The sequence below is a fragment of the Streptomyces hokutonensis genome, assembly GCF_000376565.1.
GTDB lineage: Bacteria > Actinomycetota > Actinomycetes > Streptomycetales > Streptomycetaceae > Streptomyces > Streptomyces hokutonensis.
The window spans coordinates 1-20,596 of sequence record NZ_BARG01000101.1; the positions used below are offsets into that span (position 1 = coordinate 1).

The window sequence follows — 20,596 nt, forward strand, 5'->3', positions numbered from 1 at the left end:
CAGCCTCAGGCTCGGCGACGGGCTCCGCCTCGGCAGTAGGCTCAGCTTCCTCTGCCGTCGCCTCGGCGACCGGTTCAGCCTCGGGCTCGACGACCGGCTCGGGCGCAGCTTCCGCGGCGGTCTCCGCGGTCGGCTCCGACTCGGGTTCCGCCGTAGCCTCGGCTTCTTCCGCCACCGGCTCTGCGGCCGCCTCCGGCTCCGCCTCGGGGGCCGTCTCGACCGCAGGCGCGGCCTCCGCGACCGGCTCGGTCACCGTCTCCGTGACCGGCTCGACAACAGCCGCAGCCGCAGCCGCAGTCTCGGCCTCCGGCTCCGTCTCAACCGGCGGCTCAACCTCGGCCTCCGCGCCGGTCGTCGCCGTACCCTCCGTCCCTTCCGTCGACACCGTCGGCTTCGGGACCGTCACGTTGTCGAAGGCCAGGGCCACGAGTTCGTGTTCGTCGTCCTCCAGGGTGGAGGACGGGCGGGGTTCCGGGACCTGGGCGACTGCCGTGGGGGCCGGGGTGGTGAGGTCGGGTTCTGTGGACGGGGACGGGACCTTGGTGTCCGGTTCCCGGGGGGTCTGCTGTTCCTGCGAAGGAGTGCGTTCCGCGCTCTCTGCTTCCGCGGCACGCTCCTTGCGTGACCTGCCGAACGCATTCCGCAGGAGAGTGAGAATGCCCATGTGCGCAACCCTTCGCGTGAGTTGAAGCCGTCAATCCCTGGCCAGGACGGACACGTAAGGTTAGCGGCCTCGGACGGCGATCTTAGGCAGGGGCGACGCGCGTGGGACGCCTTCTGTCAACACCCCCTGTTTCAGCCACCACTTCGCTCACCCGTTCACCTGCCCGTTCACCGAATGGCGGGCGATGTCAGTGGGTCCCTCTAGCGTTCCTTCCATGACGCACGTGACGCACCGCACGTACCGCACGCATTGGATACACGGCCCGCTCGCCGGCCATCAGGAGGTCAACGTCGTCTTCTTCCGGGGGATGTCGTTGGACGCGCTCACGCGAGGGCTTCTCTCCGCACGGCGCATCCCGCTCGCGTACGCCAAGGGTGCCGAAGGCGAATGGGGCCTGGTCATGCACGACATGTTCGGCTGGGACGAGGACGACTACGACCGCCCCGACTACGGGCCGTTGTGCCGGGACGGCGGTGAACTCGCCGTCTTCACCACGGAACCCTGCGTGGCCAAGGCGCACGGCCCCCACTTCGAGTACCTCCGCGACGGCAGCTTCGTCTGCGGGTTCAGCTTCGAGACCCTGTCCTACGGCGTCGGGGACCACCCGGATCTGCTGTCACCCGCCCTCACCGCGGCGCGGCTCATCGGGCCGCACGCGGAATACGACCAGGAGGACAGGGAGGGACGGACCGTGCGGGCGATCTCGGCCTTCTTCTCCCTGCCTGACCCCGACTTCTCCCTGACCTGACTGACCTGATCAACCCCGAACTCGGCGCAGCGCTCAGTGCGGCGAAGCGATCGCCCGCGCCGCCGCCACTTCCTGCCGCAGCGGCTCCAGCACGCTGCCCGCCGGCCCCGTCAGATCCGTACGGACCTCCACCAGTACCTCCGACTCGCGTACGCCCTGCGACAACTCCCGTAGTTGGAGCGCGACTTGGGTGACCTCGGCGGGGGACGGAGACGGTGCCCCGTGTTTCACCCGGACCCGCGCCGCCGTCGTCGCGTCGACGATGCGTTCCACGGCGACGACGAGAGGCAGCCAGCCGGCGGCGAGGCGGCCGGTGGGCGGAGGTTCGGTGAGGGCGCGTTGGAACTCGGTGCGGATGACGGACAGGTCCCGGTAGAGACGGCGCCGCATCCGGGCCCGGGCCGCCGGATCGGCCTCCACGCCAGGAGTACCAGGCACTCCGAACGCCGACTCCACATACCCCGCCGTATCCGCCACCGCCTCCGCCAACCGGTCCCCCACCCGCGTGTGCCAGCTCTCCGGCCAGAGGAGGTAGCCCGCGATCAGCGCGATCCCGCAGCCGATCAACGAGTCCACCAGGCGGGGGAGCAGCAGTGCCGTGCCCTGGTGGTTCAGGATGTCGGAGAGGAGCAGGATCACCGGGGTGATCGCCATCGTCTGGTAGCCGTAGCCCCGGGGGGTCAGGGCGGGGATCAGGGGGGCCAGGACGAGCAGGACCAGTACGTCCCACCAGCCCCTCGGGACCGCCGACAGGACCGCCGCCGCGATCACCAGCCCGGCCACCGTGCCGAGCGCGCGCAGCAGCGCCCGGGAGAAGACCGAGCCGAAGTCGGGCTTCAGGACGAAGGTGATCGTCAGGGCGATCCAGTACGAGCGCGGGACCGGGACCGTGGACACCAGGACCTGCGCGAGGCCGATACAGAGGGCCAGGCGCAGGCCGTAGCGCCAGGAGCCGGAGGAGAGCAGGACGTTGCGTGCCGCGCGGGCCGCCCTGATGCGGAGGGCCGCCGGGCGGCCCAGGCGGTCGTCGATGCCCCGGGGGTCGACGTCGGGGGCGGTGACGACCTCGGCCGCGTGGCGCAGGGCGTGGTCGACCGCGCGGGTCGTCTCGCCGGTGGGGGCGGGGAGGTCGAGCCCTATCGGGCCGGTGTAGCCCGTCTCGACGGCGTGCGCGAGATTGCGGACCGCGTCGCGGATCCCCGGAGGAAGGGAGCGGCCCGACTGGTGGACCGCGGGGGCCGCCTCGACGACCGGCGTGATCGCGTTCAACTGGGCCAGCAGGCGGGTGAGTTCGGGGTTGCGGCCGTGGTGGCGGGCGCGCCGGGCGAGGACGAGGTCGTAGGACTGGTTCAGGGACTGGGTGACCGCTTGGCGGGCCGCGTCGTAGGCCGCCGTCGGGTCGTCGCCGCAGGTGGCGAGGAGGTCGGCGACGGTGCGGTAGGTGTTCGCGACCGCCGTCCGTTCCGGGACGCCGGAGCGCAACGGCCAGGCGAGGAGGGCGAGGAGGAGGACCAGGAGGCCGCCGCCGGACATCAGGACGGGGGCCAGCCACCACGCGCCGGGGAGCGGAAGCCCGGCGCCGATCACCGAGTTGAGGAGCAGGAGCAGGCCCGATACGGAGGCCACCGCGCCGATCGTCGAGATCATCCCGGACGCGAGCGCGATGAGGGTCAGGGCGGTGACCGCCAGCCAGCCGTGGCCGTAGACCGCCGCGCCGAGCGTGACGCCGATGGCGCCGAAGAGCTGGGGGATCGCGATGTTGAGGATCCGCATGCGGTACGCGTCGGCGGTGTCGCCGATGACTCCGGACAGGGCGCCCATGGAGGCGAGGGCGCCGTAGGCGGTGTGTCCGGTGGCGAGGCCGAGGGCCAGGGGGAGGGACATCGCTACGGCGGCGCGGGCGATCGCCGGGCGGTTGAGGGGGGCCTGCTGGGGTTGGAGGTTCCTCACCAGCCAGTCGGGGGGTGTGAGGCCGATGGGGAACTCGCGGGACATGCGCTCATTATGAGCAGCCCCCGCGCTTATTCGTGCTGGTGGAGCGCGATGTCGACCAGCAGCGCGCGGTGGTCGGTGCCGGCGAGGTCGAGGAAGCGGGCGCTGTTCGCGGAGAAGTCCGGGGAGAGGAGGACGTGGTCGATCTGGGTGCCGAAGGTGGGGAGCAGGCGCTCGGGCCAGCTGGGGGTGCGGGGGTGTCCGGCGAGGCGGGCCGCGTCGCGCAGGCCGGTGTCGAGGATGCGGCGGAACGCCGCGTGGTCCTGGGAGGAGTTGAAGTCTCCGGCGAGGACCGTCGGGGTGGTGGGGTCGGCGGCGGCGAAGGCGCGCAGCCTGCCCAGCTCGCGGCGCCACAGGCCGACCTGGTTCGGCAACGGGGGCATGGGGTGGGCGAGTTGGAGGCGGACGGGATGGCCGTCGACGTCCGCGACCGCGCCGGGCATGCCCATCGTGCCGGTGACGCCCTTGGTGCCCTTGAGCGGGAAGCGGCTGAGGACGACCGAGCCGTGCGAGCCGGCCGCCACCACGGCCTGCCGGTAGGGGAGTTGGGTGCCGAAGTCCCGGCGCAGGGTGGCCTGGCAGGTGTACTCGCACTCCTCCACGAACACCACGTCCGGCCGCTCCCGCCGGATCACCGGGACCAGGGCGCCGGTCCCCCGCCCGAACTCGACGTTCGAGGTCAGCACCCGGAACTCGGCGATCGCGGGCCCGCCCGGCTCACCGCTCTTCCCGTACGGCTCGATGAACCACGCCAGCAGCCCGAGCAGCGCCACTCCCCACACCAGCCCCAGCCGCCACCGGGCGAACAGCGCGAGGAGGAGTCCGAGGCCGGTCGGGGCCAGCAACCACGGGAAGAAGGCGAGGAGTTGGGTGACGGGCGTGAGCGCGTCGGTGTCGGCCGTACGGCAGCCGACGACCACGCTCACGGCCGCGAACAGCAGGCCCGCGCACCAGACCGTGAAGTGGCGTCCCCGGTGGCGTTCCGGCACGAAGTCGGCGGCGGTCCACTCGGAGGTCGCGGTGCCCACGTGATGACCTTCCGCCGGTGGACGCAGATGCCGGATGCCCGAATCATCCCACGCGTGCCGGGAACTCCCCCGGGAAACAGGATTTCAGGAGTCAGGCTTGGACCCGGGTCGGCTGCTGCGCCCCCTCCGCCGCTGGCGCTCGACGGCGTCGTACGAACTCCCGTGCCGGGCGGACGTATCGGGTGAGCCAGGCCGTCGCGGCGACCGTGAGGCCGAGGCCCAGCAGCAGCCAGGCGACCGTGCGCAGGGTCGAGGTGAGGGCGTCGTAGATCGCGCCGCCCGCGGCCTGGGAGACCTCGGCGGGGAGGTCGGCGACGGTGAGCTGGCGGCCGATCGCCAGCGCGAGGCCGAGCAGCGCGCCGCCGAGGGCGGTGCCGAGCGCGGTCGCGGTGATCGCGCGGCGGCGGCGCACGGCGACGGCGATGCCGGTGACCGCGAAGGCGGCGGCGGTGACGGGGAGCCAGAAGCCGGCGACCTCGAGCACGTGGAACTCCTCCCGGAGCGGGCCCAGTTCACCGGCCGCGAGGACCGCGACCTCGGTGTGCTGGACGGGGATGCGGTCCGCCAACGGCACGTGCTCGTGGGCGAGTCGATGCTTGACCTGGGCGGCGACGGGGGCGAGGTCGACGGTCACGGCACCGCTGCGCTCCTCGTCGCGCAGGGCGTGCAGGACGGCGTCGTGGGTGGCCCGGTTGCCCTCGTCCCAGGCCAGCCGGAAGGCCTCGGTCTTGGTGAACGAGCGGACCGCGTCGTGCACGAAGGGGGCCATCGTGCCGCGCATCCCGCCCACCGTGCCGCGCATCCCCTCCACATGGATCCCGCGCATGATGCCCGCGCCGACCGTGTCCGCGACGACGTCCCGTACGGCGGGGTCGGCGGCCAGCGGTGCCATCGCCGTGACGTAGCGGCCGGAGTCGGTCAGGTCGTACGCCGCCCAGGCCGCCAGCGCGCCGAAGGGCGTCAGGAAGCAGGAGAGGGCGACGAGTACGGCCGACAGGGCGCTCCGGAGACGTGGGGGCACCTCCCCAGGACACGGGCGGGGCGTGCGGTACGCGAGCCGGGTGACCGTATTTGCCTGCATTCGGGTGCGATGTCAAGCCGAACGGGTGCCCTGGCCTCGGAACCCTTGGCGGAACTGGCCGTTCCGCTCTCGGGTGGAGGGTTGACCCGAACGGGTGTTTCCTGGAACCGGGGAGAAGGAGGCCGAACATGCGCACCACTCCGGCCCTGCGGACTCTGGCCGCGGCCCTGCTCACCGGTGGCACCCTCGCCGTCGCGGCGGCGGGCACCACGGCGGCGGCAGCACCGACCACGTACGCCGAAGGACATGGCGGTGGTGGCGGTGGCGGCAGTCCGATCTGGGGCACCATCGTCTCCCGCACGGATCTGAACGTGCGGCAGTCGCCCACCACCCGTTCCCCCGCCGTCGACACGCTCTCGCCGGGCAGTCAGGACCGCGTCCAATGCGTGGTCAGGGGACAGAGCGTCAACGGGAACTCCGACTGGTACTGGCTCGTCGGCGCCCAGGGCTGGGCCAGCGCCGCGTTCGTCGACACCAACGGCCAGTGGGTGCCGTCCTGCTCGGACCCGTGTCCGGGCTGGAAGGACGGCAGCGGCAACAGCTCGAACTGGAACAACGACCCGAACTGGAGCGACAACTCCAACTCGTGGAGCACCTCGGCCTCCGGGTCGTGGAGCGTCTCGGGCTCGTGGAGCTGGAGCGCGTCCGGGTCGTCGAGCGGCGGCGGCATCTGGAACTGGGCGCCGTAACAGTCGTGGGAAGCGGGCAAGTCGTGGGCCCCGGCACCGAGTTGGTGCCGGGGCCCACAGCTGTGCGCGGTCCGTCCGGGTCAGCGGATGCGGTTGCCCTCCCCGTCCTCCCGCGTGTAGTAGCGGTAGAAGAACACCAGGAACACGCCCGCCGTGGTGGCGAGACCGATGGCCGCCGACCGCAGCACGCTCTCGCCGGTCTGGCTGTAGAGGAAGCCGATCGCGGCGCCCGCGAAACCGGACTTCACCAGCGAGTGCAGTTCGCGCTTGAGCAGCGGGGCGAACCGGGCCACCGCCAGGCACAGCACGATGAACGCCAGCGCGGTCACGAAGCCGAACAGGATGTTCCAGCCCGTGATGGGACCGCCGCTGCGACGGTTGGCCGCCGCCCAGTAGCCGTAGACGAGCCCGAGGACGACCGGGATCGCGACCTTCGCCACGCGGTGGACGCGGGCGTCGAAGATGTCGGGCAGACCGCTCGGGGCGGTGAATCCGCCGGAGCCGGTTCCGCTGCCGGGGCGGCCGGTCAGTCCGCCGGGTGTGGGTGCCGCGTGAGCCATGAGAGCACTCCTCTCTCTCGCCCCCGTCTACCAATGCACACCCCGGGGGAGGCGGTGGCAAGTCGGGGTGCGGGCACGGTTGCCCCATGTTTCGCTGGGGCGCATGAAGCTCGTACTCTTCGGCGCCACCGGCATGGTCGGCAGCCGGATCGCCACCGAGGCCTCGGCCCGCGGCCACCAGGTGCTGGCGGTCAGCCGTTCCGGCCAGTCACCGGTCCCCGGGGTCACCTCTACGGCGGCCGACGCGACGGACGCGGCGAAGGTCGCGGACCTCGCGCGCGGCGCCGACGCGGTCGCCTCCGCATGCGTACCGCCCAGGGACGGGAGCGACCCGCGAGGCCCCTTCCTCGCCCTCAACGAGGGACTCGTCGCGGGCGTCCGCGCGGCCGGGGTCGGGCGGCTCCTGGTGGTCGGCGGCGCCGGCGGCCTGGAGGTCGCCCCCGGCCAGGCCCTCAGCGACCAGCCCGGCTTCCCCGAGGCCTACCTCCCCGAAGCCCTCGCCCACCGCGACGCGCTCGCCTACTACCGCACCCTCGACGACCCCGACTGGACCTACGTCTCCCCCGCCGCCGAGATCGCCCCCGGCAAACGCACCGGCCGCTTCCGGGTCGGCGGCGACGAGTTCATGACCGACGACCAGGGCCGCAGCTTCGTCAGCGCCGAGGACTACGCCGTCGCCTTCGTCGACGAACTCGAACAGCACGCCCACCCGCGCACCCGGATGTCGGTCGCGTACTGACGCCGTGAGCGGCCGCGGACTCATACCGGTACGCTCCGGGTCCGGCTTGGGCTCCGGCTCGGGCTCCGGTGACACCGATGCCCTGCGGCGGCAGCAGTTGCTGCGGGTGCGCGGACGGAGTGTCGCCTGGGTGCCGCCACTGCTCGTGCTCGTCACGATCCTGCTGGTCGACTGGTACACCGGCGGCGAGTTCCGGACCGTCTCCTGGATCGTGCTCGTGCCCGGTATCGCCGCGGCGATCTGCGGGGTGTGGGGCACGGCCGTGTTCGCGGTGCTCGGCCTGGCCACCTATGTGCTCGCCGACCACGCCTGGCCGCGCCAGTACCAGACCGGCCTGCCCGACTTCATCCTGGTCGGCGTCGGCGGGGTCCTCGCCGTGCTGGCCTGTGCGGTCCGGGTCCGCGGCGAGCGCCGCATGCTGCACATGCGGGACGTCGCCGAGACCACCCGCCGCACCCTGCTGCGCCCGCTGCCGCCCGGCTTCGGCGGCCTCGACCACGCGGCCGTGTACCTCGCCGCGGACGCCGTCGCCCGCGTCGGCGGCGACTTCTACGACATCCAGCCCGGCCTGCACGGCACCCGCGCCCTCGTCGGCGACGTCCAGGGCAAGGGGCTCGGCGCGGTCGAGGCGGCGGCGGCGCTGCTCGGCACGTTCCGCGAGGCCGGCTACCACGAGGTGGAGCTCGGCACCGTCGCCGCCCGCCTCGATGTCCGGATGCTGCGCCACGGCCGGCATCTCGCCGCGCTCGGCCGTGAGGACGTCGACCGTTTCGCCACGGCCGTGCTGCTGAGCTTCCCCGCCGGTGACCCCGGCACGGTCGAGGTCGTCAACTTCGGGCACGAACCCCCGCTGGTGGTCGGCCCGTTCGGGGTACGGTCGCTGCCGCCCGGGCACGGACTCCCGCTGGGGCTGGGCGAGTTGGCCGGCCTGGAGGGACCGCCGCCGACCCTCCGCATCACCCTCGCCCCCGGCGAGACCCTCCTCATCGTCACCGACGGAGTCACCGAGGCCCGCGACGGCGCGGGCGTCTTCTACCCCCTCAAGGACGAGGTCACCGAGGGCGTCCACCTCGACCCGGGCACCGCCGACCCGCACCGCCTGGTCGCTTACGTCCGTGACGGCACCCTGCGCCACTGCGGCGGCCGGCTCGCCGACGACACCACGATCTTCGCGGTACGGCGGTCCTGACATCCCCCTTTGCAGCAGCAGCGGTTACGGTGCTGAGGTACGCAAGTGATCGACGGTTCTATCGGGGGAGGGCACATGCCTGGAACGGTGTTGCTGCTCGCGGCCTCACCGGTGGGCAAGGGACGGCTGGTGGACGCGGCGTCCGTCCTCCCGGTCCTCGCGGCCGTCGCCCCGCCCGTCCTGTCCGGCACGGAGACGGCCAACGTTGTCGAACTCGCCGACCCGTTGGAGCCGCAGGCGGTACTGACCCGGCTCCGCGCCGCCGCGACCGCCCCCGGACCGCTGACGGTGTTCATCACCGGCCAGCTCCAACTCGACCGCAAACAGCACCTTCCGCACCTGGCCCTGGCCCGCACGACCCCGGCGACGGTCCGCTATACGGCCTTCCCCTGGGCCTGGATCCGCGAGGAACTCCGCCTGCGCGCACCCGGCACGACAACCCTCCTCCTCGACCTCCACGCCGACGCGGAGACCTGGCAGTGGCTCCGCGCCCACCCTCTCGACTCCGGCCGCACCCACGCCGTTTACGGTCGCATCGCACCGCCCCCGCCCCGACGGGGGGTGGCCGTGCCGACCTACATGAAGGCAGTGGCCACGGTGTTGCGCAGCGGGTACCGCCCACCGGTGGACGCACTGCACCAGGAGGCGGTGGGGAGGCTCGGCGCCGAGGGCTATGCGGATGTACTGCTCGCCGCACCGGGCCTCGTCGGTGCGAGCGCCCCTGGGGGCTCCGCCCCCAGACCCCCGTCGGCCCTGAAGGGGCCTCGTCCTCAAACGCCGGACGGGCTGGGAAATGACGGGAGTTGGGAAGGCGCCCGGAGCCAAATGGATGCCGGTGGAAGTCAAGAAGATGCCGGTCGAAGCCCGATGGGCACTGGCGGAAACCACGAGGGTGCCGGTCGAGGCCCGGAGGGCGTCGGCGGAAGTCAAGAAGATGCCGGTCGAAGCCCGAAGGGCACCGGTGGAAACCACGAGGGTGCCGGTCGAGGCCCGGAGGGCGTCGCATCGAGCTCGAAGGTCGCCGGCGGAGGCCAGGAAGGTGCCGGCCGAAGTCTGGAGGCCGCCGCCCTGAACCCGGAGGGCGCCGGTGGAAGTCAAGAAGATGCCGGTCGAAGCCCGGAGGGCGTCGCATCGAGCTCGAAGGTCGCCGGCGGAGGCCAGGAAGATGCCGGCCGAAGTCCTGAGGCCGCCGTCCTGAACCCGGAGGGCGTCGACCCGAGACCGAAGGGCGCCGGCGGAGCCCAGGAAGGTGCCGATCGAGGCCCGAAAGGCGCCGTCCCGAGCCCGAAGGCCGCCGTCCCGAGCCCAAAGGGCACCGGCGGAAGCCAAGAAGGTGCCGACCGTAGTCCGAAGGACAGCGCCCCCGACTGGGACAGCGACCCCCACACCGCCATCACCTCCGCCGTCCAAGCCGGTCGTCACCCCGCCGCCGACGCGCTAGCTGCCGAGCATGAGCAGGCTGCTGTGCGGGCGCATGGGCGGGGGTCGGAGCAGGCGTTGCACTGGACGGAGGTGCGGGCCGATCTGGCGATGTTGGCGGGGGATCCGGTGCGGAGTTGCCGGGCGTGGCTCGCGGTGGCGGGCGCGCGGCTGGCGGCGGGGCAGTTGCCCGGTGTGCCCGCTGTCGAAGCGGCGGTCGATCGTGCTCATCACCAGTGGGGGCAGATCCATGACCCCGCGACCGCCCGTGAACTGGGCCTCGCGCTGGCCGAGTTGAGGGCACGTGTTCCTGGGCGTCGTGCGGGTGCCTTGGACCACGTGCGGAAACAGCTCGACCAACTCCAGCCGCAGGGCTAGCCCCGGGCCCACTCCGCCAGCGGCTGGCGGTGGGGTAGGCGGCCGGTGTGCCTGCCGTGGAGGCGGCGGTCGATCGTGCTCATCACCAGTGGGGGCAGATCCATGACCCCGCGACCGCCCGTGAACTGGGCCTCGCGCTGGCCGAGTTGAGGGCACGTGTTCCTGGGCGTCGTGCGGGTGCCTTGGACCACGTGCGGAAACAGCTCGACCAACTCCAGCCGCAGGGTTAGGACAGGCCCTGGTCTCGGGCCAACTCCGCCCGTAGCGCCGTCATTTGCATGTCCAGTGCGAACTCGAAGCGTTCGTCGAAGGTGCCGGCGACGACGTAGGTGGAGGCCTTGCGCAGGGCCGGGAACGTGTCGTCGTCGAAGGTCAGGACGGGGGCCACCGCGTCGGTGGACTGGGCCTGCTGCTCCTGGGTGATGCCCAGGATCAGGTAGAACAGGGTCCAGTTCGCCCAGGCCGCTGTTCGCGGGGGGAAACCCGCGTCCAGGAGGGTCTGGATCATCGTGTCGGCCAGCCGGTATGTGTTGGTTTCCGTGGTCGAGAGGCCTGCGAGCAGGCGGGCCCCGTCTCGGTGGGCCAGGAGGGCTGCCCGGGTCCAGCGGGCCAGGGCGCGGACTCGGTCGTCCCACTGGGGCGGGAGGGTGTCGACGTCCAGTCCCGCGAGGATGGCGTCCGACATGAGGACGAGCAGGCGCTGCTTGTTCTCCGCGTGCCAGCGGACGGTGTTGTGCTGCACGCCAAGCCTGTCCGCGACGGCGCGCATGGTCACCTTGTCCAGGCCCTGCTCGTCGAGCACGTCGAGTGCCGCGTCGACGACCGCCGCTCGGCTGATGCCCATGGTGCCTTCCTCCATGACTTCGTGACGCCGTGACTTCGTGACGTCTCTTGTCCGGTGGTCAAGATACAAAGCGACTCTCTTGTCCACTGGATAAGAGCGAGCTATTGTGCAGTGACCAAGAAGTGAGGAGTGGGTTGTGTTCCTGGATCCCGAGTTCCTTCCGGTCTACGAGGCGCTGCCGGAGATGGACGTGTTCGCCGATGTGCCGGGCGCCCGCGTGGCCCTCGCCGCGGCCAGCGGTGACGGCAAGTCGGACGGCGAGGTGAACGTCGAGGACCGTGAGGTCCTCGTGGACGGGCACGCGCTGAGCCTGCGGCTCTACACTCCCGTCACCCCCGCCTCCAGGAGCGCCGCTCCGCTCCCCGTGGCGGTCTGGATCCACGGCGGCGGGTTCGTCCTCGGCGGGCCCAACGCCGAGGACGCCACCTGCCGGCGGCTGACCGCGGAGCTGGGGATCGCCGTCGTCGCCCCGGACTACCGGCTCGCCCCGGAGCACCGCTACCCCGCCGCCTTCGACGACTGCTACGCCGCGCTGCGCTGGGTCGTCGAGGAAGCGGACGTCCTGGGAGTCGACGTAGAGCGGGTCGCGCTGGGTGGCCACTCCGCCGGAGCCGCGCTGGCGGCGGCCGTGGCCCTCGCCGCTCGCGACCGTCGAGGGCCGGGCATCAGGTACCTCTACCTCGGATACCCGGTCCTCGACGACCGCCTGGAGACCGAGTCGGCCCGGGCGATCACCGATCCGAAGCTCTTCAACCGCCAAGGAGCGGCGGCCGGTTGGGAGCTCTACCTCCAGGGGAGCGATCCGGAGGCCGGCTACGCCGTGCCGGGCCGGGCGAAGGACCTGAGGGACCTGCCGCCCACCTACCTCCTGGTCGACGGGGCCGATCCGGTACGGGACGAGGCGCTGGAGTTCGCCACCCGGCTGAGCGCGGCCGGCAACTCCGTCGAGCTTCACCTCGTGCCGGGCGTACCGCACATGTTCGACGTCCTGGCCCCCGACATCCGCGCGAGCCGCCGGGCCGTGGCGGCCTGGACGACCGCGTTCGCCCACGGCATCGGAGCGACCAGTGACCATGACCAGTAACCAACAGGTCGTCATCGCGGGAGCGGGACCGGTCGGGCTCTGGCTGGCCGCCGAGCTGCGGCTCGCCGGCATCACGGTCACCGTCCTGGAACCGCGCCTGGAACGCGATCCGAACTCCAAGGCACTCACAATCCACCCCCGCACCGTCGAGCTGCTGGCCTCCCGCGGCCTGGAGAAGCCCTTTCTCGAAGAGGGCCTGCACATCCCCAGCGGGCACTTCGCGGTCCTCGACAGCCGGCTCGACTTCGGCCTGCTGGAGACCGACTTCCCCTTCACCCTGGCGCTGCTCCAGAGCCGTACCGAGGAACTGTTCGAGATCCAGGCCCGGGCGACCGGCGCGGACATCCGCCGCGGCCACCGCGTCACCGGTCTGACCGAGACCCCCGATTCGGTCACCGTGCACATCGAGGGCCCCGACGGCCCGTACGACGAGGAAGCGCTCTACGTGGCCGGCTGCGACGGCACCCGCAGCACGGTCCGTACGAGCGCCCACATCCCGTACCCGGGCGAGGACTTCACCGTGCTGGGCTTCCTCGGGGACGTCGTCCTGGACGAGCCCCCGCCCGGGGTGGCGTTCAGCAGGACCGGCATCGACGGCATCGTCATGATCGTCCAGCTGCCGGGCGGCCTGCACCGCGTCGTGGGCGGCGTGCCCGCGGACGTCCGCACCGACTGGCCCGGCGACCTCACCCTGGAGGAACTGCGGGCGAACGTCCGGCAGGTCACGGGCACCGACTTCGGCATGCACTCGCCGGCCTGGCTGTCCCGCTACGGCAACACCAGCCGCCAGGCGGAGCGTTACGTCAAGGGCCGGGTGGTCCTCGCCGGCGACGCCGCCCACCAGCACATGCCCGCGGGCGGGGTGGGGCTCAACGTCGGCGTCCAGGACGCCACCAACCTCGGCTGGAAACTCGCGGCCACCATCCAGGGCCGGGCGCCGGCCGGTCTGCTCGACACGTACCACGACGAGCGCCACCCGGTCGGCGCCGACCTGCTGGAGCACACCAGCGCCCAGACGGCCCTGATCTCCGCGTTCACCACCGACGGCCAGCGCCTGCGTTCGCTGTTCACCAAACTCGTGAACGAGCAGCCGTCGCTGAACCGGACCCTGGCCGAGCGCCTGTCGGGGCTGCACGTCGCCTACGACGCCCCCACCGCCGACGCGCATCCGCTCACCGGCCGCCGGGCGCCCAACCTCACCTTCACCGACGGCGGCGACACCGTGTTCGCCCTGCTGCGGACCGGCCGCCACGTCCTGCTCGACCTGCGCGGCGACTGGGAAACGCCCCTGGCCACCGCCGACGACGGCCCCTTGGTCACCCGCACCGGCACGCTCACCCGGGAACACACTCCCTGGGCGTACGTCACCGCCGCGCTGATCCGCCCCGACGGGCACGTGGCCTGGGCGACCGAGGAGGACGACCCCGGAAAGCTCGCGGCCGTCACCCGCGAGGCCCTGGACCGGGCCGGCCTCACCGCAGCAGCCCGATAACGCTCGACTCACCCTCTCCACAACGCCCTTGGGAGTACACATGTCCGCGGAAATGATCAACCCCCCGACGCTCGCCCCGCCCGTCATGAACCTCTACACGCAGGTCGTCGCCGCGACCGGCACCCGGTTCGTGGCCATCGCCGGCCAGGTCGCCATCGACGCCGAAGGGCAGCTTGTCGGCCCGGGCGACTTCGCGGCCCAGGCCGAACAGGTCTTCCGCAACCTCAGGGCCGCGCTCGAAGCGGCCGGCGCCACCCCGGCGGACCTGGTCAAGATGACGATCCACGTCGTGGGCCACCGCCCCGAGATGATCGACACGGTGTTCACGGCCGGCAGCAAGGCCTTCGACGGCGAGTGGCCGCTGCCGGCCAGCACCTACCTCGGCGTCGAGTCGCTCGGCCTGCCGGAGTGGCTCATAGAGGTCGACGGCTACGCGGTCATCGCCTGACCCGACGTCTGCTTCACCGTCAGGATCTCCAACGCCCCCGACACCAGCGTCCGTACACCCGGCACGACCGTCACCAGATCGGGCGCGAAGTTCGGGCTGTGGTTGCTGGGCACGGCGTGGAACTTCTCCATCAGGTCGGTGCCGGGGGCCGCGTCCCAGGTGGCCGCCGGGGTGCTCGTCACGAACCAGTAGGAGTACGGCACCCCGTCCGGGACGAGGTTGGGGAAGTCCTCGCTGCCCGTGGCCGGGCCGGGGTCGAAGACCGTGCCCGCGCCGAGGACCTCGGTGTGGACGGCGGCGATCCGGCGGTCGGTGTCGGCGTCGTTGACCATCGTGGGGAGGCTGGTCCCGATGGTCACCTCGGGCTCGCGCGGGCAGCCGGCGGCGATGCACTCGCCGGACGCGATACGGCGGATCGCGGCGATCATCCGGTCCCGAACGTCGGCGGACTGGGTGCGCAGGTTGAGGGAGATCCGGGCGGTGGCCGGGATGATGTTGTGGCGGGTGCCGGCCTCGATGCGGCCCACGGTCAGGACGGCGGAGTCGCGGGCGGCGATCTCGCGGGAGACGACCGTCTGGAGCCGGGTGACCAGGTAGGCGGCCGTGACGACCGGGTCGACCGTCGCCTCGGGGCGGGAGCCGTGGCCGCCGAGTCCGTGGACGACGATGTCGATGTCCGTGGAGGCCGACATGATCAGGCCGGGCACGTGCGGGTAGAAGCCGGCGGGGCCCGGTGCCGCGTGCTGGGCGAGCGCCGCGTCCGGACGCGGGACGCGCTCGTACAGGCCGTCGGCGACCATCGCCGCCGCGCCCCCGCCGGTCTCCTCGGCGGGCTGCCCCACCAGCACCAGCGTCCCCGACCAGGTGTCCCGCCCGGCGGCCAGCGCCTCGGCGGCGCCCGTCAGCCAGGTCACGTGCAGGTCGTGCCCGCAGGCGTGCATCGCGCCGTCCACGGTCGAGGCGTACGGCAGCCCCGTCTCCTCCTGCACCGGCAGCGCGTCCATGTCGGCGCGCAGCAGCACGGTCGGGCCCTCGCCGTTGCGCAGCACCGCGGCGACACCGGTGCCGCCGATGCCCTCGACGGTGTCGTAGCCCGCCTTGGTGAGGCGTTCGGTGAGCTTGGCGGCGGTGCGGTGCTCGCGGCCGGAGAGCTCCGGGTGACGGTGCAGGTCCCGGTAGAAGTCCTCCAGGTCGGGGACCGGGAGGTCGGCGGTGAGGTCCAGTGCGGTGCGCGCGGCGGGGGAAGCGGAGGAAGGGGTCACAGGGGCAGCGTATGCGGGCCGTATGTGCGTGCGGGAGCCCCGGCGGGACAGGGGGGATGTCCCGCCGGGGCGGCAATGGGCGGGCGCCGTCGGCTACTTGGTGCCCAGCTTGATCGCCAGGCGCAGGATGTTCGCGATCGCCTGAAGGGTGTCGAAGTGGTAGCGGCCGATGTTCGGCGTCGGCTGGGTGCGCGGGTTGTTCAGCCGGTTCTGGAGGTTGTTGCCGAGGGTCTGCCAGTTGTGGATCAGGCCGTCGTCGTCCTGGTCGAACTGGTAGCCCGTGTTCGGCGCGAGGGCGGCCTCGATCCGGTCGGAGATGGCGTTGAAGCGGGCGCCCTCGGAGATCGCCTCGACGTAGAACATCAGCGCGCCGGCCCGCTGGGTGCCGGTGGAGTTCGCGGCGGCCAGGACGCCCTGGTTGTACGCCATCCACGAGTACGAGAACCGGGGGCTGCGCACGGTCTGGTGGGCGTACGCCGACATGGAGGCGTAGCTGCCGCCGAACGGGAGCCGCAGGGCGCGGGGCGGGTTCGTGGAGGAGCCGGCGCCGGGCCAGTGGCTCATCGTCGCGTCGTTGAAGTAGTAGTACGTGCTGGTGCCGGGGACCAGGTAGCCCTGGACGTAGAGGTCGTGGGCGCGGACCAGGATGCGGATCCGCGGGTGGTCGTCGCTGGTGATGTCGACCGTGAAGTAGTTGTTCTGCTCGTCGTGGGTGACCTGCTGCCTGCTGTTGCCGGTGTGCTCGGTGCTGACCGTGGTCCAGGTGGTCGCCGCGCGGTTGCCGTACAGGACGCCGCTCTCGGCGCCCGCCCGGACCTCGTCGATCATGCCCCGGTAGGCGGGCCTGCCGTCGTTGAGATGCCAGTTGACGTCGTCGTTCTGGTCGACGGCGTGCGCCTTCGTCGCGCCGAAGGGGGCGAGCAGGCTGAGCAGCAGCGCGATCAGGAGGGTGCCGGCGGCGGCCGGCGGGGTGCGGGCGGGACTGTTCACGGTCGGGCTCCAGTCGTTCGGTGTGGGGGATGCCACGACCGACGATCGCGACCGGGATGTTGATTCGCACGCCCCTCTGACCAGGTCAATCAATTCCGGAAGCCGTCTGTGGGGCCGAGGGTGTCACCCAGCCGTCACCCGGGGGCAACCCCGCCGTTCCCCGGCCATCCGTATGGTCATCGCTCCGGATGTCGCTTTCGTCTGTCGCTTTTGTCTGTCGTTTTCGTCAGGTGCATGGAGGTACGCGCATGGGTCGTCCCGAGCGGCCGGTCGACCCGGGGGCCGGTGCCGTGCAGGAGCTCGCGCACGCGCTGCGGGAACTGCGCCGCGCCGCGGGCGGACCGTCGTACCGGACGATGGCGAAGGCGGCGGGCTTCGCGGCGACCACGCTGTCCCAGGCCGCGGCCGGCGAACGGCTGCCGAGGCTCGCGGTCGTGGAGGGATACGTGCAGGCCTGCGGCGGCGACCCGGCCGAGTGGGGCCCGCGCTGGAAGGAAGCAGAGGCGGAGGCGAACCGGGTCCGCGCGACGGAACCCGAGGACGTCGGCGGCCCGGTGCCGTACCGCGGGCTCGCCCGGTTCGAACCGTCCGACCGGCATCTCTTCTTCGGCCGGGACCGGGTGGTCGACGAGGTCGACGCGCTGGTCTGCGACCACCGGTTCGCGGTGCTGTTCGGCCCCTCGGGCAGCGGCAAGTCGTCCCTGTTGCGGGCCGGCCTGATCCCGCGCCTGCGGGAGGAACTGGCCACCCGCGGCCACCCGGCGACCCTGCGCGTCCTCACCCCCGGCCCGACCCCCGCCACCACCTACGGCCATCTGCTCACCCCCGCCCCCGGGGAACCGGCGAGCTGGGTGGTGGTGGACCAGTTCGAGGAGGTCTTCACGCTCTGCCAGGACGCGCGCGAACGCTCCCGCTTCATCGACCTGCTCCTCGCGTCCCGCACCCCGGACACCCGCCTCCGGGTACTGGTCTCCGTCCGAGCCGACTTCTACGCCCGCTGCGCCGAACACCGCGAACTGGCCGACGCGCTCCGGGGAGCCGCGCTGCTGCTCGGCCCGATGACGGCGGAGGAGCTGCGCGAGGCGGTGGTGGGCCCGGCCCAGGCGGTCGGCTGCCTGGTCGAACGGACTCTGACCGCCCGCCTGGTCGAGGAGGTCCTGGACGAACCGGGCGGCCTGCCGATGCTCTCCCACGCCCTCCTGGAAACCTGGCGCCGCCGCAGGGGCCGCCTGCTCACCCTCGCCGGCTACGAGGCCGCCGGCGGAGTACGCGGCGCGATCGCGGCGACGGCGGAGCAGGTGTACGGCGCCCTGTCCCCCGACGAGGCCCGCACCGCCCGCCACCTCCTCCTGCGCATGGTCGTACCGGGCCAGGGCACCCCCGACACCCGCCGCCCCCTGACCCGCCCCGAACTGGCGGACTGGGACGCCCCCGAGGTGTCGCTGGTGTTGGAACGCCTCACCCGAGCCCGTCTCCTCACCGCCGACGAGCACGCCGTCCACCTCGCCCACGAGGCCCTCATCACCTGCTGGCCCCGCCTCCACACCTGGATCGAACGCGACCGCGAACGCCTCCGCCACCACCGCATGCTGACGGACGCGGCGCGTACGTGGCTGGAGCACGACCGGGATCCGGGGGCGCTGTATCGGGGGGCGCGGTTGGCGCGGGCGGAGGAGTTGTTCGGCGAGGAGGTGAGCGCCGGGGGTTCTGCGGGCGGGTCCGACCTCACCCTCACCACCCCCGAACGAGCCTTCCTGACCGCCGCCCTCGACGCCCGCGCCGCCGAACACCGCGCCGCAGCCCGGATCGGCCGTAGGCATCGCGTGCTGGCCGTGTCCCTGTCCGCCGTGCTTGTCGTCGCGGTGCTGTCGGCCTTCGCGGTCGTCCATGAGCGGGACGACAATCTGCGGCGGCAGACGCAGAGTGCGGCCCGGCGGATCGCCGACGTCGCCGACGGGCTGCGTACCACCGACCCGCGCACCGCGCAGCAACTCGGCGTCGCCGCTTGGCGAACGGCCCAACTGCCCGAGACGCGACGGGCGTTGCTGGGTTCGCTCGCGCAGGTGGAGACGGACACGTTCACCGACCCCGCGCCCGGCGCGGACGCCCTGCGGGTACTCACCGGCGACGGCCGTACGCTGCTCAGCGCGAGCGGCCGTACCTGGCGGACCTGGGACGTGACCGCCCACCGCGCCACCGGCTCCGGCCGGGTGCCCGCCGGCACGGTGACCGAGGCCGGCCCGTCCGCGCACGTCCTCGGGGTCACCGACGGGGACGGCACGCTGCGGCTGTGGAACACGGTCACCCACCGCTGGGTCACCCCGGAACTGCACGACGTCGGCGACGCCCGCTTCACCGCCGACGGCCGTTCCCTCCTCACCACCGAGGGCAGCCGCGTGCGCTTGCGCTCGGTGGTCGACGGCAGGGTCCTGTTCGAGGCACGGGCACCGGACGCGGCTCTCACCGCCGTCAGCGCGGACGGCCGTACGGCCGCGGCCTGTTCGGCGACGGGTGGCGTGCAGGTGTGGAACACGGCCAAGTCCCGTCCCCTGCGCGGCACTTGGCAGCGGGACCCCGCCCTCTGCGATACCGACACCGACACCCCCGTTCTCGCGATCTCCGACAACCGGCTCGCCGTCGCCACCGGCACCGGACTCCGTGTCTGGGACACGACGACGGGCCGCTCGGTCGCCGACCTCCAGGACACCGGGACGCAGTACGCCTCCTTCAGCCCGGACGGGGCCTTCGTGGCGACGGCCGACGGCTCGGAGTTGCGCGTCTGGCGGCTCTCGGACCCCGGCGCCCCCGTCCTCCGCCACGCCCTCGACAACCAGCGCCTGTACGGCGGTCTCGCCTGGGACCGCGACGGCCGGACCCTGCGTTATCTGGAGAGCGGTACCGTCCACACCCTCGACCTCGGGGCCGCGGTCACCCGCGACTGGCGCTCCACCGCCCTGGACGACGTCCAGTTCAGCCCGGACGGCCGCACCTACGCCACCACCCACCGCACCGGCGCCCACTACCTCTTCCGCCTCTACGACACCTCCGACGGCCGTGTCCTGCACACCTTCCCGCCGGTCCCCGTCCCCGTCTCCACCGACCCCGCGCTCCCGACCGTCTCCGCCGACACCCTCCCCCTGCTGGCCTTCGGCCCGGACGGCACCCGGTTCGCGTACGGCGTCTCGGCGCCGGGGCGGGAGGCGGTGGCGCAGCGGTTCGGGGTGTGGGACGTGACGCGCGGGAGGTCCGTGGCCTCGCTGGATCTGCCGGGCGCGGCGGTCGTCTCACTCGCCCTCGACCACTCCCTCCACGTGGTCCGTACCCCGTCCATCGGTCAACTCGCCGACGAGACATGGGATTTCACGCGCGGACGCAGGACGGCCGTCCTGACCGGCGTGACTGGCTCCCACCTCGCCGTCCGCCCGGACGGCGGGCTGCTGGTCGGCGAGGGGCGGATCGCCCGGCTGCCCTCGGGCCGTTCCACCGGACGCGACCTCGTGCAGGGCGACGAGATCGGCGCGCTCGCCTTCACCGCCGACGGCTCCGCGCTGGCGGTCGGCGACCAGACGGGCCGGGTCCACCTGTGGGACGGAGCGGTCCGCCACCGCACCGGCATCCTCCGCAATGTCTTCCCCGCCCCCGTCGGCACCGCCCCGGAGGGCGTCTCGGCGGTCGCCTTCAGCCCCGACGGCCGCACCCTGGCCGTCGCCGGTGACGCGGGCAGCCTGCAGCTCTGGGACGTGGGCACCCAACAGCCGCTCAGCAGCGGCCCGTTGACGACTCCGGGCGAGGCGATCACGTCCCTCGCGTTCAGCCGGGACGGCCGCACGGTGTTCGCGGGCAGCGCGCACGTCCCGCTCCAGCGGTACACCGTCGACCCGGAGCGGGCACGGGCCGAGGTCTGCGCGAGGACGGGCAACGCGGAGCTGACCCGGGCGCAGTGGCGGACGTACGTGCCGGACGCGCCGTACCGCCGCATCTGCTGAAGC

General features: G+C 72.6%; 16 protein-coding genes and 2 pseudogenes. 10 read left to right on the forward strand and 8 right to left on the reverse strand.

Annotated elements, in window-relative coordinates; genetic code table 11:
- Window positions 1–664, reverse strand: a pseudogene (locus SSP08S_RS49105) (VWA domain-containing protein); the annotation flags it as partial.
- Between the two features lie 214 nt (window positions 665–878).
- Here SSP08S_RS49105 and SSP08S_RS49110 point away from each other — a divergent pair.
- Window positions 879–1,412 carry a hypothetical protein gene (locus SSP08S_RS49110; protein WP_051106135.1) on the forward strand — a complete coding sequence of 178 codons (534 nt, stop codon included), beginning with the start codon at window positions 879–881 and terminating at the stop codon, window positions 1,410–1,412.
- A gap of 33 nt (window positions 1,413–1,445) precedes the next feature.
- On the opposite strand, the gene SSP08S_RS49115 is transcribed toward SSP08S_RS49110, so the two are convergent.
- From SSP08S_RS49115 to SSP08S_RS49125, 3 genes are all read right to left on the reverse strand, one after another.
- Window positions 1,446–3,407, reverse strand: coding sequence for an FUSC family protein (locus tag SSP08S_RS49115; RefSeq protein WP_019075021.1), 1,962 nt, complete (start codon window positions 3,405–3,407; stop codon window positions 1,446–1,448).
- Between the two features lie 26 nt (window positions 3,408–3,433).
- Window positions 3,434–4,432, reverse strand: a complete 999-nt coding sequence (locus SSP08S_RS49120) for an endonuclease/exonuclease/phosphatase family protein (protein WP_019075022.1) — start codon at window positions 4,430–4,432, stop codon at window positions 3,434–3,436.
- A 91-nt stretch (window positions 4,433–4,523) separates the two neighbouring features.
- Window positions 4,524–5,453, reverse strand: coding sequence for a hypothetical protein (locus SSP08S_RS49125; protein ID WP_019075023.1), 930 nt, complete (start codon window positions 5,451–5,453; stop codon window positions 4,524–4,526).
- A gap of 188 nt (window positions 5,454–5,641) precedes the next feature.
- Between SSP08S_RS49125 and SSP08S_RS49130 the strand changes: the two genes are divergently transcribed.
- The gene (locus tag SSP08S_RS49130; protein WP_019075024.1) at window positions 5,642–6,202 is read left to right on the forward strand and encodes a hypothetical protein; all 561 of its coding nucleotides are present in this window, start codon (window positions 5,642–5,644) and stop codon (window positions 6,200–6,202) included.
- Window positions 6,203–6,282: 80 nt separating this feature from the next.
- Here the strand turns inward: SSP08S_RS49130 and SSP08S_RS49135 are convergent, their stop codons facing one another.
- Window positions 6,283–6,762, reverse strand: a complete 480-nt coding sequence (locus SSP08S_RS49135) for a hypothetical protein (RefSeq protein ID WP_019075025.1) — start codon at window positions 6,760–6,762, stop codon at window positions 6,283–6,285.
- A 103-nt stretch (window positions 6,763–6,865) separates the two neighbouring features.
- Here SSP08S_RS49135 and SSP08S_RS49140 point away from each other — a divergent pair, with 103 nt between their 5' ends.
- The 4 genes and pseudogenes from SSP08S_RS49140 to SSP08S_RS64000 all read left to right on the forward strand — a co-directional run.
- Window positions 6,866–7,501 carry an NAD(P)-dependent oxidoreductase gene (locus SSP08S_RS49140; protein WP_019075026.1) on the forward strand — a complete coding sequence of 212 codons (636 nt, stop codon included), beginning with the start codon at window positions 6,866–6,868 and terminating at the stop codon, window positions 7,499–7,501.
- A 4-nt stretch (window positions 7,502–7,505) separates the two neighbouring features.
- Window positions 7,506–8,690, forward strand: a complete 1,185-nt coding sequence (locus SSP08S_RS49145) for a PP2C family protein-serine/threonine phosphatase (protein ID WP_019075027.1) — start codon at window positions 7,506–7,508, stop codon at window positions 8,688–8,690.
- A gap of 75 nt (window positions 8,691–8,765) precedes the next feature.
- Window positions 8,766–10,487: an ICP22 family protein gene (locus tag SSP08S_RS64850; protein ID WP_078532820.1), complete on the forward strand. Its 1,722-nt coding sequence runs from the start codon at window positions 8,766–8,768 to the stop codon at window positions 10,485–10,487.
- 50 nt (window positions 10,488–10,537) lie between these two features.
- Window positions 10,538–10,717: pseudogene (locus SSP08S_RS64000) on the forward strand (hypothetical protein); the annotation flags it as partial.
- Here SSP08S_RS64000 and SSP08S_RS49165 read toward each other — a convergent pair.
- Window positions 10,714–11,331 carry a TetR/AcrR family transcriptional regulator C-terminal domain-containing protein gene (locus SSP08S_RS49165; RefSeq protein WP_019075031.1) on the reverse strand — a complete coding sequence of 206 codons (618 nt, stop codon included), beginning with the start codon at window positions 11,329–11,331 and terminating at the stop codon, window positions 10,714–10,716. The pseudogene SSP08S_RS64000 and the gene SSP08S_RS49165 sit on opposite strands and share 4 nt — an antisense overlap.
- Window positions 11,332–11,467: 136 nt before the next feature.
- Between SSP08S_RS49165 and SSP08S_RS49170 the strand changes: the two genes are divergently transcribed.
- Genes SSP08S_RS49170 through SSP08S_RS49180 form a run of 3 tightly spaced genes read left to right on the forward strand, consistent with a single transcriptional unit; the run spans window position 11,468 to window position 14,355 of the window.
- A complete protein-coding gene (locus SSP08S_RS49170; RefSeq protein WP_019075032.1) occupies window positions 11,468–12,415 on the forward strand; it encodes an alpha/beta hydrolase in 948 nt (315 codons plus the stop codon).
- Complete coding sequence (locus SSP08S_RS49175) at window positions 12,405–13,907, forward strand: FAD-dependent monooxygenase (RefSeq protein ID WP_043260376.1); 1,503 nt, start codon at window positions 12,405–12,407, stop codon at window positions 13,905–13,907. Before SSP08S_RS49170 ends, SSP08S_RS49175 begins: the two co-directional genes overlap by 11 nt.
- A 40-nt stretch (window positions 13,908–13,947) precedes the next feature.
- Entirely contained in the window at window positions 13,948–14,355 is a 408-nt protein-coding gene (locus SSP08S_RS49180; RefSeq protein ID WP_019075034.1) for a RidA family protein, read from the forward strand.
- Here SSP08S_RS49180 and SSP08S_RS49185 read toward each other — a convergent pair.
- Both SSP08S_RS49185 and SSP08S_RS49190 read right to left on the reverse strand, forming a co-directional pair.
- Complete coding sequence (locus SSP08S_RS49185) at window positions 14,337–15,617, reverse strand: amidohydrolase (protein WP_019075035.1); 1,281 nt, start codon at window positions 15,615–15,617, stop codon at window positions 14,337–14,339. The genes SSP08S_RS49180 and SSP08S_RS49185 overlap by 19 nt on opposite strands.
- 93 nt (window positions 15,618–15,710) lie before the next feature.
- Entirely contained in the window at window positions 15,711–16,607 is an 897-nt protein-coding gene (locus SSP08S_RS49190; RefSeq protein ID WP_019075036.1) for a ribosome-inactivating family protein, read from the reverse strand.
- Between the two features lie 248 nt (window positions 16,608–16,855).
- On the opposite strand from SSP08S_RS49190, the gene SSP08S_RS49195 reads away from it, so the two are divergent.
- Window positions 16,856–20,593, forward strand: a complete 3,738-nt coding sequence (locus SSP08S_RS49195) for an nSTAND1 domain-containing NTPase (protein ID WP_019075037.1) — start codon at window positions 16,856–16,858, stop codon at window positions 20,591–20,593.
- Window positions 20,594–20,596: the final 3 nt, after the last annotated feature.